Annotated in this window: 14 protein-coding genes, 1 rRNA gene and 1 riboswitch; of the genes, 5 read left to right on the top strand and 10 right to left on the bottom strand. The window is 59.2% G+C overall.

The features are described 5' to 3' along the window. From QOL81_RS24930 to btuB, 3 genes are all read right to left on the bottom strand, one after another. A 16S ribosomal RNA gene (locus QOL81_RS24930) occupies positions 1 to 126 on the bottom strand; the annotation flags it as partial. Between the two features lie 380 nt (positions 127 to 506). After that, complete coding sequence (murI, locus tag QOL81_RS24925) at positions 507 to 1,370, bottom strand: glutamate racemase (RefSeq protein ID WP_060424947.1); 864 nt, start codon at positions 1,368 to 1,370, stop codon at positions 507 to 509. Next, positions 1,315 to 3,192 (bottom strand): TonB-dependent vitamin B12 receptor BtuB, encoded by a 1,878-nt coding sequence (gene btuB, locus QOL81_RS24920; protein ID WP_060424950.1) that lies wholly within the window; start codon positions 3,190 to 3,192, stop codon positions 1,315 to 1,317. The genes murI and btuB overlap by 56 nt, the downstream gene beginning before the upstream one ends. 69 nt (positions 3,193 to 3,261) lie before the next feature. Beyond that, a riboswitch (cobalamin riboswitch) is annotated at positions 3,262 to 3,481 on the bottom strand. A gap of 115 nt (positions 3,482 to 3,596) precedes the next feature. On the opposite strand from btuB, the gene trmA reads away from it, so the two are divergent. Further along, positions 3,597 to 4,700: a tRNA (uridine(54)-C5)-methyltransferase TrmA gene (trmA, locus tag QOL81_RS24915; protein ID WP_060424952.1), complete on the top strand. Its 1,104-nt coding sequence runs from the start codon at positions 3,597 to 3,599 to the stop codon at positions 4,698 to 4,700. 34 nt (positions 4,701 to 4,734) lie between these two features. Here the strand turns inward: trmA and QOL81_RS24910 are convergent, their stop codons facing one another. Both QOL81_RS24910 and fabR read right to left on the bottom strand, forming a co-directional pair. Beyond that, complete coding sequence (locus tag QOL81_RS24910; RefSeq protein WP_049201879.1) at positions 4,735 to 5,106, bottom strand: YijD family membrane protein; 372 nt, start codon at positions 5,104 to 5,106, stop codon at positions 4,735 to 4,737. 15 nt (positions 5,107 to 5,121) lie between these two features. Further along, a complete protein-coding gene (gene fabR, locus QOL81_RS24905) occupies positions 5,122 to 5,754 on the bottom strand; it encodes an HTH-type transcriptional repressor FabR (protein ID WP_004931044.1) in 633 nt (210 codons plus the stop codon). A 218-nt stretch (positions 5,755 to 5,972) separates the two neighbouring features. Between fabR and sthA the strand changes: the two genes are divergently transcribed. After that, positions 5,973 to 7,370: a Si-specific NAD(P)(+) transhydrogenase gene (sthA, locus tag QOL81_RS24900; RefSeq protein ID WP_004931047.1), complete on the top strand. Its 1,398-nt coding sequence runs from the start codon at positions 5,973 to 5,975 to the stop codon at positions 7,368 to 7,370. Here sthA and oxyR read toward each other — a convergent pair. Then, positions 7,353 to 8,270, bottom strand: a complete 918-nt coding sequence (gene oxyR / locus QOL81_RS24895; RefSeq protein ID WP_033636422.1) for a DNA-binding transcriptional regulator OxyR — start codon at positions 8,268 to 8,270, stop codon at positions 7,353 to 7,355. The two genes, sthA and oxyR, sit on opposite strands and share 18 nt — an antisense overlap. A gap of 151 nt (positions 8,271 to 8,421) precedes the next feature. On the opposite strand from oxyR, the gene QOL81_RS24890 reads away from it, so the two are divergent. The 3 genes from QOL81_RS24890 to QOL81_RS24880 all read left to right on the top strand — a co-directional run bounded on the left by QOL81_RS24890 (position 8,422) and on the right by QOL81_RS24880 (position 11,182). Next, the gene (locus QOL81_RS24890; protein ID WP_019452251.1) at positions 8,422 to 9,153 is read left to right on the top strand and encodes a glutathione peroxidase; all 732 of its coding nucleotides are present in this window, start codon (positions 8,422 to 8,424) and stop codon (positions 9,151 to 9,153) included. 72 nt (positions 9,154 to 9,225) lie between these two features. Next, on the top strand, positions 9,226 to 10,674 hold the full coding sequence (locus QOL81_RS24885) for a dihydrolipoyl dehydrogenase (RefSeq protein ID WP_060424956.1): 1,449 nt from the start codon (positions 9,226 to 9,228) through the stop codon (positions 10,672 to 10,674). Between the two features lie 181 nt (positions 10,675 to 10,855). After that, entirely contained in the window at positions 10,856 to 11,182 is a 327-nt protein-coding gene (locus QOL81_RS24880; protein WP_016929725.1) for a type II toxin-antitoxin system HicB family antitoxin, read from the top strand. Between the two features lie 36 nt (positions 11,183 to 11,218). Here the strand turns inward: QOL81_RS24880 and argH are convergent, their stop codons facing one another. The 4 genes from argH to argC form a co-directional block, all read right to left on the bottom strand. After that, entirely contained in the window at positions 11,219 to 12,592 is a 1,374-nt protein-coding gene (gene argH / locus QOL81_RS24875) for an argininosuccinate lyase (RefSeq protein ID WP_043140965.1), read from the bottom strand. Positions 12,593 to 12,660: 68 nt separating this feature from the next. After that, on the bottom strand, positions 12,661 to 13,881 hold the full coding sequence (locus QOL81_RS24870; protein ID WP_060441471.1) for an argininosuccinate synthase: 1,221 nt from the start codon (positions 13,879 to 13,881) through the stop codon (positions 12,661 to 12,663). A gap of 25 nt (positions 13,882 to 13,906) precedes the next feature. Continuing rightward, a complete protein-coding gene (gene argB / locus QOL81_RS24865; protein WP_038872691.1) occupies positions 13,907 to 14,680 on the bottom strand; it encodes an acetylglutamate kinase in 774 nt (257 codons plus the stop codon). Positions 14,681 to 14,700: 20 nt separating this feature from the next. Further along, positions 14,701 to 15,705 (bottom strand): N-acetyl-gamma-glutamyl-phosphate reductase, encoded by a 1,005-nt coding sequence (argC, locus tag QOL81_RS24860; protein ID WP_025304655.1) that lies wholly within the window; start codon positions 15,703 to 15,705, stop codon positions 14,701 to 14,703. Positions 15,706 to 15,793 lie beyond the last annotated feature (88 nt).

Raw genomic sequence — 15,793 nt, 5'->3', positions numbered from 1 at the left:
CAGACATTACTCACCCGTCCGCCGCTCGTCACCCAGGGAGCAAGCTCCCCTGTGCTACCGCTCGACTTGCATGTGTTAAGCCTGCCGCCAGCGTTCAATCTGAGCCATGATCAAACTCTTCAATTAAAAGCTTGATTTGCTTCCACTCGAGAAGCGATGCTCAAAGATTTACTGCATGAATTTTACTTCAGTTAGTCACTCTTCAAGACTTGATATTTTTTGCATCCGAAGATGCTGGATATCGTCTTGTGGAGTGCCCACACAGATTGTCTGATAAATTGTTAAAGAGCAGTGAGTTAGGCGCTTTCGCTTGCTAACTCGAGGTGGCGTATATTACGCTTTTCACCCGGAGAGTCAAGCGTTTATTTCGCTTTCTTCTCGCTGACCCGGCGGCTTGTCAGTCGTTGTTCCCGGTCAGTGGAGGCGCATTATAGGGAGTTCTCGGCGGGCCGCAACCCCTATTTTCAATATTTTTTCCGACCGTTGAATGTTTAACCAAAACACCGTTAAAGCGGCAGTTTTTTCAACGATTTAAAGCCGTAGCCCTGCAAAACGGGCAATAAAGCGTCAGTATCTTCATTTAACGCCATGCAATACGCCAGATTCTCTTCCTGGCTCGAGACCAGATTTTCCTGCGTCGAGATGAGCCAGGCGGTACGACGGGCAATCGCCGCACCGGAATCCACCAGCCGGGTGCCTTCTGGCAACACCTGCATCAGCTCTTCAGCTAATAGAGGAAAATGAGTGCAGCCCAGCACGACGGTATCCGGCGGCTCGCGCATGCTCAGCCACGGATGCAGGATCTTCTTCAGCACCGGCAGCGGCACGGCTTCGCCGTGCAGCTTGGCCTCCGCCAGTTCCACCAGCTCTGAAGAGCCCAGCAGCTCAATCTTGCAGTCGGTAGCGAAACGGGAAATCAGTTCGTGGGTGTAGCTGCGCTGTACGGTGCCGCGAGTCGCCAACAGGCCGACAATGCCATTGACGGTAAGACGGGCGGCAGGCTTGATGGCGGGTACCACGCCCACGACCGGGAAACTGAAGCGCTCGCGCAGGGCCGGCAAAGAGACGGTGCTGGCAGTGTTACAGGCAATGACGACAATCGCCAGAGGATGCCGCTGCTGCACTGCGCCGACAATCTCCACCACGCGCTCAACGATAAACTCTTCGGACTTCTCGCCGTAGGGGAACGCCACGTTGTCGAAAGCGTATATATAGTGGAGATCCGGCAGCAACTGCCGAATCTCTTGATATACCGACAGCCCGCCGACGCCGGAATCGAAAACCAGCACCGTCGGGCGAGGTGTGGCGGTGCTGTTAGAAGGTATAGCTTCCAGTGAGGTAGTATTCTCTTCCTGGAGTAGCGTAGCCATAGGCCGTCTCATAATCTTTATCAAACAGGTTGGCAATTCTACCACGAACTGTCAGATGAGATGTGACCGGATACGAAACTGCGAGATCCCACAGGCTCACTCCGCCAAGTTTAACCGTCGGGCTTGGATAAACGCCATAATCCTTGTCGTAGCGCTCACCTAAGTATTGATAGGTCACTGCCCAGTCAAAGTCGTACAGCTGCCAATCCAGCTCATATTTCACCTGTTGTTTCGCGCGGCGCAGCAGCACTTCGTTGGTTTTAGCATTGCGCGGGTCGACATAATCGTAACCAATCTGATGCGTCAACGGACCGGTTTCAAAAGAAGCGGTGGCCTCTACGCCCTTAATGGTCGCCTTACCGATATTGTAATAACGGTAACTCACCGGATCGCTGTCAATCAGGTTATCAATGTCGTTGCGATAACCGGAAACGCGCCAGGTCACCGGCCCGGTCAAACCTTCGAAGCCGCCTTCCCACTGTTTGCTTTCTTCCGGCTTCAAGTTGCTATTGCCATAAGTGGTACTAAACAGCTGGTTCATGTTTGGCGCTTTAAACGCGGTGCCATAGGAAGCGATGAAGCGGTATCCTTCGATGAACTCCCAGGCCGCGCTGGTTTGCCACGTGCCGTGCCAGCCGAACTCCGAATTATCGTCGCCGCGCGCGGCAGCCTCAAGCGTCACCGGCCCCACCAGTTGCTGCCCGGTCAGATAGATGCCGGTATTGCGCTGGCTTCTCTCGCGGCTGACGGACGCGGTGCCCGGTTTGATCTGTTGATCCTGCCAGTCGGCACCCGCACTGACGGTGCCTTGAGCCACCTTGAAAGTATTGCCCCACTGCAGATTGTATTGCTCCGAATCATCCAGGCTGGAGGAGATCGCATACTGCCCTTTGCGCGGATCGTAATTGTAGTCTTTGCTGTGGCTATAGCTTCCCACTAACTGCGTGGCGTAAATCCCTTCCTGATAGCGCAACCCGGTGTCCCAAGTTTGACTATACAGTTTGCGCGTATCCGGCAGACCGGTGATATTGAAATTTTTATCGTAAGAATAAAAGCCGTCGTAGCCCGTACGGTTGTCGTAGCCATATCCACGCACAAAGCCGCTGATTTGCTCGTTGAACCGGTGCTGTACCGCCCCATATAGCGATTTGCTCATGAAGCCATCGCGATCGGGCTGCGGAATGCTGGTGTTGCCTTCAGCCACCACATCATACCCTTTGGTATAAGTGTAATTCCCTGCCACCGTCGCCACGGTGCTGTCGCCCAGCTGTTGCTGGGTCGACGCGTCATAGGCCTGATAGCCGTTGGAGCCGACGCCTGCAGAGAGCGTAGTACCGTTCTTTTCACGCGTGGTGATGATGTTGACCACACCACCGATGGCGTCGGAACCGTACACCGCCGAGCGCGGGCCGCGAATGTATTCGACTTTCTGCACCAGCGAAATCGGGATTTGGCTGAGATCGGAAGAGCCGCTGACGCCCGCCTGGTTAAGGCGAATGCCGTCGATCAATACCAAGACATGGCTGGAGTTGGTGCCGCGAATAAACAGTGAGCTCTTTTGCCCCAGCCCGCCGTTTTGGCCGATGTCCACGCCCGGCAAACGGCGCATCACGTCGGTCAGGCTCTTGGCCTGCCAACGATCGATATCGTTACGGGTGACGATAGAAGTCGGCGCCAGCACGGAAGAAACCGGCTGCGGGAAGCGGTTGGCGGTCACCACCAGGTTATCGCCATTCGTGGCTGTCGTGTTGTCTTGCGCCCATCCAGAAAAAGCCGTGACGGAGGAGACCACCGCCAGCAGCGTATTTTTTGTAATTGTCATGAGAAAAGCATCCAAACTTAATTGGCGGATGCCGCAGGATCATGGCCGGTAGTTCGCGACGGCCACGGACATTGCGACGTAACACCGGCAGGTCTTCGGGCTTGGGATTTGCGGGCCGCGGGGTGCGACCGGCAACGGGCGATGACTTCCCATCCTGCAGTGGACAGTGTCTGCGTCGAAACGCTATCGCCGTGACTTCCCCTTACCGCTGCGCGTCAGCTCCGGATTCACACCGGATTCCCTTTTCACTCGCTGCTTGAGGCCGGACGGCAATGCTACGATCAATGAAAATAGATGTCTAGACTGCTACTAATGTTACAAATAATAAACGCGACAAAACTGGACTTCACGGGCTGATTCCCTACAATCCCCGCTGATCAAATTTGCCTGACGAGAAGACACACATGACGCCCGAGAATTTGCCTATTGAACGTTACGATGACCAACTGGCGGAGAAAGTCGCCCGCCTGAAGACGTTGATGTCACCGTTCGCGGCGCCCGAGCCGGAAGTGTTCCGCTCGCCAGTCGACCACTACCGCATGCGCGCCGAATTCCGCATCTGGCACGACGCGGACGACATGTACCACATCATGTTCGATCAGCAGACCAAGCAGCGTATTCGCGTCGATCAATTCCCGGCCGCCAGCGAACTGATCAACCGCCTGATGAGCGCCCTGATCGCCGCGCTGAAACCGGAGCCGATCCTGCGCCACAAGCTGTTCCAGATCGATTATCTGTCGACGCAAAGCGGCAAAATCATCGCCTCGCTGCTGTACCACCGCAAGCTGGATGACGTTTGGCAACGGCGCGCCGAGCAGCTGCGTGACGAACTGCGCGCTCAGGGTTTCGATCTGCAGCTGATCGGCCGGGCGTCGAAGACCAAAATCATGCTCGACCAGGATTATGTCGACGAAGTGCTGCCGGTCGCCGGCCGCGACATGATCTACCGCCAGGTGGAAAACAGCTTCACTCAGCCCAACGCGGCCATGAACGTGCAGATGCTGGAATGGGCGCTGGCGGTGACCGCCGGTTCCAAAGGCGATTTGCTGGAGCTGTATTGCGGCAACGGCAACTTCTCGCTGGCGCTGGCGCGCAATTTCGAGCGCGTGCTGGCGACCGAGATCGCCAAACCGTCGGTGGCGGCGGCGCAATACAACATCGCTGCCAACCATATCGACAATGTGCAGATCATCCGCATGGCGGCGGAAGATTTCACCCAGGCGATGAACGGGGTGCGCGAATTCAACCGGTTGAAGGGCATCGATCTGAGCGGTTACAACTGCGAGACAATTTTCGTCGATCCGCCGCGCAGCGGGCTGGACGATGAAACGGTGAAGATGGTGCAGGCCTACCCGCGCATTCTGTATATCTCATGCAACCCGGAAACGCTGTGCGCCAACCTGGAAACGCTGCAGGCCACGCACCGGGTCAGCCGCCTGGCGCTGTTCGATCAGTTCCCGTATACCCATCACATGGAATGCGGCGTGCTGCTGGAAAAGCGCTGCTGATACGACAGGGGCGCCATCATGGCGCCCCGTTGCATTACGACTCTTGAGTCGGCGCATCCGGCGCCTTGCGCGCCTTCAGTTTGACTCCGATCCACAGTACCAGCGCCACGCAGATCACCGACGGCAGGAAGTTGGAACCGATCTGCGGGTATTCTGCGCGCACGATGGCGCTGTACATCAGCAGCCCCAGCAGGAAACAGGCCGCCGCCAGCTTCGGCATGCCGTCCGGCATGGCGCGGTTCAGGTAACGCTGATGCAGGCAGTACACCGCCAGCACCAACGCGATCAGCGGGAAGATCGAAAACGGCACCACCGAGCTGAACAGCGCGGCAAACGAACCGTTGATCGAAAGGCCGGCAATCAACGCCAGCAGTAAGGTGCCATTTTCACGGCCTGGTTTTTCCATCATTTTTTACCTTTTTTATACGTGGGACACAGAAGCTTTTTCTTGTTCGCGACGATACCAGTAATACGCCCCTTTGGAGATCATCCGCAGCTGAAGCACCAGCCGTTCTTCCAGCTGCTGCCGCTGCTCGACGTCGATATCCAGCGCTTCCGCGCCGGCGCTGAACACGATGGTGACCATCGCTTCCGCCTGCGCTTCGGTAAAGCTGCGCGGCATGTGATTTTCCAACTCGAGGTAGTCCGCCAGTTCGGCGATGAAATGCTGGATCTCGCGCGCCACCGCCGCACGGAATGCCGCCGACGTGCCGGAACGCTCGCGCAGCAGCAGGCGGAAGGCGTTCGGGTTGTTGCCGATAAATTCCATAAAGGTGGACACCGAAGTGCGGATCACGCTGCCGCCCTTGGCGATGCGTTGGCGCGCCTGGCGCATCAACTGACGCAGCATCAGGCCGCTTTCGTCCACCATGGTCAGCCCCAGCTCATCCACATCGCGGAAATGGCGGTAAAACGACGTGGGCGCGATGCCCGCCTCGCGTGAAACTTCCCGCAGGCTCAGGCTGGCGAAGCTGCGTTCGGCGCTCAGCTGGCTGAATGCGGCTTCGATCAGGGAACGACGAGTCCGTTCTTTTTGTTGTGCTCTGACGCCCATATGCATATCCGGATAGGTTCCATTCTCTCAGTCTAACGCCCTAGACTCGGCAATATAGCAAATTTTATTGCAACAGCATTTATACTAACGCGCTCTATCACACTTCCGCCCTGAGCCGATTGTGCTTTGCCTCAAAAAGCCTAATGGTGATTGGGTGAGCAGCGCTATGATGTTAAGATACCGTTGTAATCTTGTATAAAAAAACAGGTCTCTCCTACATGCAACAGCACTATCAATTTGATGCCATTGTGATTGGCTCGGGCCCTGGTGGTGAAGGTGCCGCCATGGGGCTGGTGAAACAGGGCGCCCGCGTGGCCGTTATCGAACGGTACAACAACGTAGGCGGCGGATGTACCCACTGGGGCACCATCCCTTCCAAAGCCCTCCGCCACGCCGTCAGCCGCATTATCGAATTCAACCAGAACCCGCTTTACAACAACTCGCGCACGCTCAGCGCGACCTTCCCTGACATTTTACGCCACGCCGATAACGTCATCAGCCAGCAGACCCGCATGCGCCAAGGCTTCTATGAGCGGAACCAGTGCAAACTGTTCGCCGGCGACGCGCGCTTCATCGACGCCAACACCGTCAGCGTCAGCTACATGGACGGCACCCAGGACACCATCCGCGCCGACCACATCGTGATCGCCTGCGGCTCGCGCCCTTACCATCCGGCCAGCGTCGATTTCAATCACCCGCGCATCTACGACAGTGATTCCATTCTCGAGCTGAGCCATGAACCGCGCCACGTGATCATTTACGGCGCCGGGGTGATCGGCTGCGAATACGCGTCTATCTTCCGCGGCCTGAACGTCAAGGTGGATCTGATCAACACCCGCGATCGCCTGCTGGCGTTCCTCGATCAGGAGATGTCGGATTCGCTCTCTTACCACTTCTGGAACAACGGCGTGGTGATCCGCCACAACGAGGAGTTCGAGAAGATTGAAGGCACCGAAGACGGCGTGATCGTGCACCTGAAGTCCGGCAAAAAGGTGAAAGCGGACTGCCTGCTGTACGCCAACGGCCGTACCGGCAACACCGATTCGCTGGGGTTGGAAAACGTCGGCCTGGAATCGGACAGCCGCGGGCTGCTGAAGGTGAACAGCATGTACCAAACCGCGCTGTCGCACATCTACGCGGTCGGTGACGTGATCGGCTATCCGAGCCTGGCTTCCGCCGCCTACGATCAGGGCCGCATCGCCGCGCAGGCGATCGCTTCCGGCGAAGCCAGCGGTCACTTAATCGAAGATATCCCGACCGGCATCTACACCATTCCGGAAATCAGCTCCGTCGGCAAAACCGAGCAGGAACTGACGGCGATGAAGGTGCCGTATGAAGTGGGCCGCGCCCAGTTCAAACATCTGGCGCGCGCGCAGATCGCCGGGATGAACGTCGGCAGCCTGAAGATCCTGTTCCATCGCGACACCCTGCAGATCCTCGGGATCCACTGCTTCGGCGAGCGTGCGGCGGAGATCATCCACATCGGTCAGGCGATCATGGAACAGAAAGGTGAAGGCAATACTATCGAGTATTTCGTTAATACGACCTTCAACTATCCGACCATGGCCGAAGCCTACCGGGTGGCGGCGCTTAACGGCTTAAACCGCCTGTTTTAACGCGTTGTCGATGTAGCCCTGCATGTGCTCGCGAATCGCTTCGGCCAACTGCTCATAACGGCTGCGCAGTGGGGAACCGGGGCGATACACCAACGCGATGGTGCGCTTCGGTTCCGGCTTGTAGCAATCCAGATAGCAGACGCCGTCGCGTTCGCGCTGCGGCGGCACCGCCAGTGACGGCAGCAGGGTAATGCCGCTGCCGGCCGCGACCATATTGCGCAGCGTTTCCAGACTGGTGGCGCGGAAGTGGGTATCCTCGTCCGCGCCCGCCTGGAAGCAGAAGCCCATCGCCTGATCGCGCAGGCAGTGGCCATCTTCCAGCATCAGCAGCTTCTCTCCCGCCAAATCCGGCATCGCCACGCGCTCGCGCTGCGCCCACGGGTGATCGGAATACACCGCCAGCTTCATCGGTTCATCGAACAGAGGCACTTCGATAAACGCCTCGGTTTCCTTCACCAATGCCAGAATGGCGCAGTCCAATTTGCCGCTGTCGAGTTGCGCCAGCAGTTGCTGGGTTTGCGCTTCGTGCAGGTACATTTCCAGTTTCGGGAAAGTTTTGTGCAGCGTCGGGATGATCTGCGGCAGCAGATAAGGCCCCACGGTCGGTATCAGGCCGATGTGCAGCGGCCCGGACATGGCTTCGCCCTGCTGGCTGGCCATCTCCTTCAATACTTTCACTTCGCGCAGCACGGTACGCGCCTGCTCCACCAGCAACAGACCCGCCTGGGTGAACAGCACCTTGCGGCTGGTGCGCTCGAGCAGCATGACGCCCAACTCGTCTTCCAGCTTGCGGATCTGCCCGCTCAGCGTGGGCTGGCTCACATGGCATGAATCGGCCGCACGGCGGAAGTGCCGGTGCTCGGCCAAGGCGACCAGATACTCTAAATCACGAATATTCATTGTTTCCCTCCATTCCATGATAGCTCATGGCGATAGATAAGATAGCAATGAGCGATTAGATCTATCAAGCCCCAGCGACAATAATGTGTCCCAACGAAGCGATATCGCGCTAAATGCTAAAAATTACTTTTCCTAATTAAGGGGTTAATCAATGTTTACCAGTCAAGAAGGCAAGAAAGTTCCTCAGGTTACTTTCCACACCCGTCAGGGCGACCAATGGATTGATGTGACCACTGATGACCTGTTCAAAAACAAAACGGTCATCGTGTTCTCGCTGCCGGGCGCGTTCACGCCGACCTGCTCTTCGAGCCATCTGCCGCGCTACAACGAGCTGTCCAGCGTATTCAAACAGCACGGCGTCGACGGTATTCTGTGCGTCTCGGTGAACGACACCTTCGTGATGAACGCTTGGAAAGCCGATCAGCATGCGGAAAACATCACCTTCGTACCGGACGGCAACGGTGAATTCACCAAAGGCATGAACATGCTGGTCGAGAAAGCGGATCTGGGCTTTGGCCCTCGTTCATGGCGCTACTCGATGCTGGTGCGCGACGGCGTGGTCGAGAAAATGTTCGTCGAACCGAACAAACCGGGCGACCCGTTTGAGGTGTCCGACGCAGACACCATGCTGAAATACCTGGCGCCGGAATTCAAAGTGCAAGAGTCGGTCTCCCTGTTCACCAAACCAGGCTGCCCATTCTGCGCCAAAGCCAAACAGATGCTGCAAGAACGCGGCATTCAGTATGAAGAGATCGTGCTGGGCAAAGACGCCACCACCGTCAGCCTGCGCGCCGTCAGCGGCCGCGCCACGGTGCCGCAAGTGTTCATCGGCGGTCGTCACATCGGTGGCAGCGACGATCTGGAAACTTTCCTGTCAGCTTAATAAGTAATAACAAAGCCAACGTGAACTTTGGCGGGCTACGGCCCGCCCTTTTTTTACCTTTCAGGAGCGGATATGAAACTGTTGAACGTTGATGTCGCGGTCATCGGCGGCGGCACCGCAGGGCTCGGCGCCTATCGCGCGGCCAAACTGTCTACCCCCAGCGTGGTGATGATCGAAGGCGGGCCTTACGGCACCACCTGTGCGCGCGTTGGCTGTATGCCATCCAAGTTGCTGATCGCCGCTGCCGAAGCGGTGCATCAAATCGAACGCGCGCCGGGCTTTGGCGTGCACCCAACCGGTAAAACGCGTATCGACGGGCGCGAAGTGATGGCGCGCGTCAAGCGCGAACGCGATCGCTTCGTCGGCTTCGTGCTGGAAGGCGTGGACGAGATCCCGGCCGGCGACAAAATTCAGGGCTATGCCCGCTTTATCGACGACAACACGCTGCAGGTCGATGACCATACGCGCATCGTGGCGCAGCGCATTGTGATCGCCACCGGCTCCCGCCCCAGTTGGCCGGCGCCGTGGAGCGAACTGGGCGATCGTCTGATCGTCAACGACGACCTGTTCAACTGGGATGATTTGCCGCAGTCCGTCGCGGTATTCGGCCCCGGCGTCATCGGGCTCGAGCTGGGGCAAGCGCTGCACCGCCTCGGCGTCGACACCAAGGTCTTCGGCATCGGCGGCGCGGTCGGGCCGCTCACCGACAGCGCCGTGCGCGACTACGCCGCCAAAGCACTGGGGGAAGAGTTCTATCTCGACGCCGACGTGAAGGTAGAGATGATGCAGCGCGAAGGCGACAAGGTGTTTATCCGCTATCGGGACCTGCAGGGCCAACCGCAGGAGATCCTGGTGGACTACGTGCTGGCCGCCACCGGCCGCCGCCCCAACGTCGATCGGCTGGGCCTCGAAAACACCGGCTTGCAACTCGACGCCCGAGGCGTACCGCTGGCCGACTGCCTGACGATGCAAACCAGCGTGCCGCATATTTTCATCGCCGGCGACGCCAGCAACCAACTGCCGCTGCTGCACGAGGCCAGCGATCAGGCACGTATCGCCGGCGCCAACGCCGGCAGCTTCCCGGAGATCAACCCGGGCCTGCGCCGCAGCGCGATTTCGGTGGTGTTCTCCGATCCGCAGATCGCCATGGTCGGCTCAACCTTCCGCGAGCTGAGCGAGAAGTTCAGTGCCTGCGGCTGCTTTGAAGTGGGCAACGTCTCGTTTGAGAATCAGGGCCGCTCGCGGGTGATGCTGCGCAACAAAGGCATTCTGCACGTCTACGGCGAGCAAGGCACCGGCCGTTTCCTCGGCGCGGAAATGATCGGCCCGGACGCCGAACACATCGCACACCTGCTGGCCTGGGCGCACCAGCAGCAGATGACCGTCGATCAGATGCTGGACATGCCGTTCTATCATCCGGTGATCGAAGAAGGTTTGCGCACCGCGCTGCGCGATCTGCAGGCGAAGCTCAAACTCGGCACGGCCGAAATCGAGCGCTGCCAGCGCTGCCCGGGCGAATAACCTCTCATTCTCCGCTCATACCCACCGGGCCTTCAGGCCCGGTTTTTTGCGCAGCACTTTCCACATTTTCCTCCCTCCTCTTGCCTCACGGCCCTTCTGCGCTCATTTTTTATACTTCAACATTGAAATGATACCAATATTGATACTAAAATGAAGAAAGGAGCCAGAATGGAGGAAGAACATGGAAAGGCATGAACACTATACCTATCGCATCACCTGGTCAGCGGAAGATCGTGAATATGTCGGGCTGTGCGCCGAATTCCCCTCGTTGTCCTGGCTGGCGGCCACGCGTACCGGCGCACTGGAGGGTATCGAAAAAGTCGTGAGCGAAACGATCGCCGATATGCTGGCGCAAGGCGAAACGCCGCCGCAGGCGCTGGCGGAAAAGAACTTCAGCGGAAAACTGGTGTTGCGCATGACGCCGGAACAGCATCGCCGGCTGGCGATCGGCGCGATGGAGGAAGGCGTGAGCCTGAACCGTTATCTGTGTGCACGCCTGGCGGGGTAAAGGTTCAAGGGCGGCGCCGGGCCGCCCTTGTCGTCGTCAGGCCAAACGCTGTTTCGCTGCGGCGATTGCCGCGGCCACCTGCTGCGGTGCGACGCCGCCTTTGGCCGCACGCTTGTCCAGGCAGGATTGCAACGCCAGGATCGGGTAAACGTCGTCACCGATCGTCGCGCTAAACTGCTGCAAGTCCGCCAGCGGCAGCGCTTCCAGCGGTTTACCCTGGCGAATCGCTTCTACCACCGCCTCGCCGACGATGTGGTGCGCTTCGCGGAACGGCACGCCCTTGGCGACCAGGTAATCCGCCAGCTCTGTGGCGTTGGCATAGCCCTGCTCCGCCGCTTCCTGGCAGCGCGGGCGTTTCACCTGGATGCCGTCCAGCACCAGCGCCGCCATTTGCAGGCAGTCCATCCAGGTGTCGAGCGCGTCGAACAGCCCTTCTTTGTCTTCCTGCATGTCTTTGTTGTACGCCAGCGGCAGGCCTTTCAGCGTCATCATCATACCGGTCAGCGCGCCCTGTACGCGGCCGCACTTACCGCGGATCAGCTCCAGCGCGTCCGGGTTTTTCTTCTGCGGCATCAGCGAAGAGCCGGAGGTCACGCGGTCGGACAGCTCGACAAACGCCGCTTCGCCGCTGTTGAAGAAGATCAGATCTTCGGCGAAGCGCGACAGGTGCACCATGCTGATGGCGGCGTTGGACAGCAGCTCCAGCACGTGATCGCGATCGGATACGCTGTCCAGGCTGTTGCGGGTCGCCGAGGCGAAGCCCAGCCAGCCGGCCAGCTGCTCGCGATCGATAGGATAAGCGGTGCCGGCCAGCGCGCCGCTGCCCAGCGGGCTGACGTCCAGCCGTTTCAGGGTATCCTGCAGACGGCTCTCATCGCGCGCCAGCATCTCGACATAGGCCAGGCACCAGTGCGCGAAAGTCACCGGCTGCGCGCGTTGCAGGTGGGTATACCCCGGCATCACCGCATCCTGGTTGGCTTCGGCGGTCTCCACCAGCGCCTGCTGCAGCTGGACGATCGCCTGATGCAGATCGCCGATCTGCTGTTTGCACCACAGCTTCAGATCGGTCGCGACCTGATCGTTGCGGCTGCGGCCGGTGTGCAGCTTCTTGCCCAAATCACCGACCTTCTCGATCAGCTTCTGCTCCACCCAGCTGTGGATGTCTTCGGCATCGCTTTGGACGATCGCCAAAGGGTCGGCCTGGACCTCCGTCAGTAGCGCATTCAGCGCCTGCTCCAGCTGCTGTTGCTCCGTTGCCGTCAACACGTTAACGGTCACCAGCGCCTTCGACCAGGCCACCGAGCCCACGATATCCTGCTCCGCCAGGCGATAATCGAACCGCAGCGAATCGTTGAGTTGCTTGAACCGCTGATCCGCCGCCTGAGTGAACCGTCCGCCCCAAAGTGCCATATCTTACTCCTGAATTTTTATGCGAAAGGGCGCAGCATGCTGCGCCCTTGCAGAGTCACGCCAATCGATTATTTATTCTTTTTCTCGTTCAACGCGCGGATGCGTGAAGACAGAGAGAACAGGCGAATAAAGCCGCCCGCGTGGCTGTGATCGTAAACTTCGTCTTCGCCGAAGGTGGCGAACTCTTCGGAGTACAGGCTGTTGGCCGATTTCTTCTGGGTCGCCGTCACCTGGCCTTTGTACAGCTGCAGCACGACTTCGCCGTTCACCTCTTCCGCCAGCGCTTCGGCAGAAGCCTGCAGCGAGCGGCGCAGCGGCGCGAACCAGCGGCCGTCGTACACCACATAGGACATCTCCAAGCCCAGCTGCTCGCGCCATTTGAAGCTGTCGCGATCCAACACCAGCTGTTCGACGGCGCGCAGCGCCGCCACCATGATGGTGCCCCCCGGGGTTTCATAGCAGCCGCGGGATTTTATGCCCACCAGGCGGTTTTCCACGATGTCGATACGGCCGACGCCGTGCTTGGCACCCAGCGCGTTCAGGGTTTCCAGGCACTGGTAAGGCGACAGCGCTTTACCGTTAACCGCCACAACGCGGCCTTTCTCAACGATAACGGTCACCTGCTCAGGCTGATCCGGCGCTTCCTGCGGATCGACGGTCCACACCCAGCAATCTTTGTTCGGCGCATTCCACGGGCTTTCCAACACGCCACCTTCGGTGGAGATGTGCCAGGCGTTTTCATCGCGGCTGTAGATTTTTTCCAGCGACGCGGTGGTCGGAATGTTGCGCTCTTTCAGGTAATCCAACAGCGCTTCACGGGAACGCAGGTTCCACTCACGCCACGGCGCCACCACTTTCAGCTGCGGCGCCAGCGCGGTGTAGGTGGTCTCGAAACGCACCTGGTCATTGCCTTTGCCGGTCGCACCGTGGCACAGCGCGTCGGCACCCACTTTCAACGCCAGCTCGACCTGCGCCTTGGCGATGATCGGCCGCGCCATCGACGTGCCCAGCAGGTAGCTGCCTTCGTACAGGGCGCCGGTCTGCAGCACCGGATAAACGTAATCGCGGATAAATTCTTCACGCAGATCGACCACGTGACATTCAGAGGCACCGGACTGCAGGGCTTTTTGCTCCACGCCTTCCAGATCGCTGCGCTCCTGACCGATGTCCGCCACGAACGCCACCACTTCACAGCCGCCGTAGTTCTCTTTCAGCCATGGAATGATGGCCGAGGTATCCAGGCCGCCGGAGTACGCCAGAACGATTTTTTTGATGCCTTGGTTTTGCATGATCTATTCCTTTCTAATTCTAAAATTAAGCGAGGATCCGGGTGCCAATCGACACGCCGTTAAACAAAGCAGGAAGCTGATCGGCATGGCGCCAGCTGGCGATATCCACCGGGCGGCCGAGGGTGCGGGCCGCGTCGAGCGCCGCATTCACCTTCACCACCATACCATCGGTGATGATGCCTTGCGCGATCAGTTGTTCCGCTTTTTGCGCCGTCATTTCCGCAATGCGTTGCCCCTTGCCGTCGAGGATGCCGCTGACGTCCGACAGCAGGATCAGATCCGCCCCCAGCGTCGCCGCCAGCGCCGTCGCCGCCTGATCGGCGTTCACGTTCATTAACTGCCCTTCGGCAGTGATACCGATGGAGCTGACCACCGGCAGGTAGCCGGCGCTCAGCAGGGTATTGAGCAGCGCGGGCGAACCGGGCTGCGCGTTGCCGACGTGGCCCAATGCCGGATCGAGCGGGGTCACGACCGCGCTGCCGCCATCCGCCAGGCTCAGGCCGACGGCGTTGATTTGGTGTTTAATCGCCCACGCCAGCAGCGTTTTGTTGGCGGTGCCGGCCAGCGCGCCGGTGATGATGTCGATCTGATCGGCCGGCGTGACCCGCAGGCCGTTCTTTTTCACCACCGGCAAAGAGAGCTGCTTCATCAGTTCGTCCACCACGCAGCCGCCGCCGTGCACAATCACCAGCGGGCGCTGATGCTGCTGCCGGTAGCTGTCCAGCGCGGTAAACAGACGCTCCAGCGCTTCTTCACTGTCTAATAACACGCCACCTAACTTGATAATTAACGGGTTCATTGCTGTTTACTCACGCTGGTTTAAAGGAGTGACTGGGTTTCCGGGAAGCCGAAACGGATATTCAGGCATTGCACCGCCTGCGCCGCCGCGCCTTTCAGCAGGTTGTCTTCCACCGCTACGGCGATCAGATGCTCGCCCTGCACCGCAAAACCGATGTCGCAGAACGGCAGCCCCACCACCGCTTTCAGCGCCGGCACGCCCTGGTCGTACAACCGCACCAGCGGCTTGTCGTCATAGGCGGCATGATAGGCGGCGGCGACGTCCTGCGCGGTCACGCCGGCCTTCAGGCGGCAGGTGATGGTTTCAAGGATACCGCGCGGGAAGTTGCCCAGGTGCGGCGTAAAGATAACCGGCACGCCCAGGTGCGCGGCGATCTCCGGCTGGTGCCGATGAGTGAAAATACCGTACGGCTGCAGGCTCACTTCGCAGAAGCTGGTGGTCATGCTGGCCTTACGACCGGCGCCGCTGACGCCGCTGGTGGCGTTGATCACCGGCCACTGGTCGAGGTTCAGCAGCTGCTTCTCGATCAACGGCTTCAGCGCCAGCTGCGCCGCCGTCGGGTAACAGCCCGGCACGGCAATCAGCTGCGCCTGTTTAATCTTGTCGCTCTGCCACTCCGCCAGGCCGTACACCGCCTGCTCCAGCAGGGCGCCATGCTGATGTTCGAAACCGTAGTACTGGCTATAAAAACCGGCGTCCTGCACGCGGAAGGCGCCCGACAGATCGAACACCACGCAGCCCGCCGCCAGGAAAGCCGGTGCGATATCGTGGCTGACTTCATGGGCGGTGGCGAGGAACACCACGTCGATGCCCTGTGCCGCCTTGGCAACGTCGGTCAACGGCTGCAGCGGCAGATCGACGATGCCTTTCAACTGGGGATGGAGATCGGAAAGCAACTTTCCTGCATCTGCACTTTGCGCTGAAACCGCTAAAGCGGTTATGTTCATGTGTGGGTGGCGATTCAGGTAAGCCGTGAGCTCCGCTCCGGCGTAACCGCTGGCACCAACGATCAGCGTATTCAACATGTGGCCTTTCACCTTCTAAACTGACGTGCGGTCGCTTGCGACCCAGGTAACAGGGCTAGCCAGCGTTGTTGCGCCGTTCACCCACGGA

This window comes from Serratia sp. CC22-02, assembly GCF_900182895.1.
In the GTDB taxonomy this organism is placed as follows: Bacteria; Pseudomonadota; Gammaproteobacteria; order Enterobacterales; family Enterobacteriaceae; genus Serratia; species Serratia nevei.
This window is presented reverse-complemented; position numbering and strand designations above follow the sequence as displayed.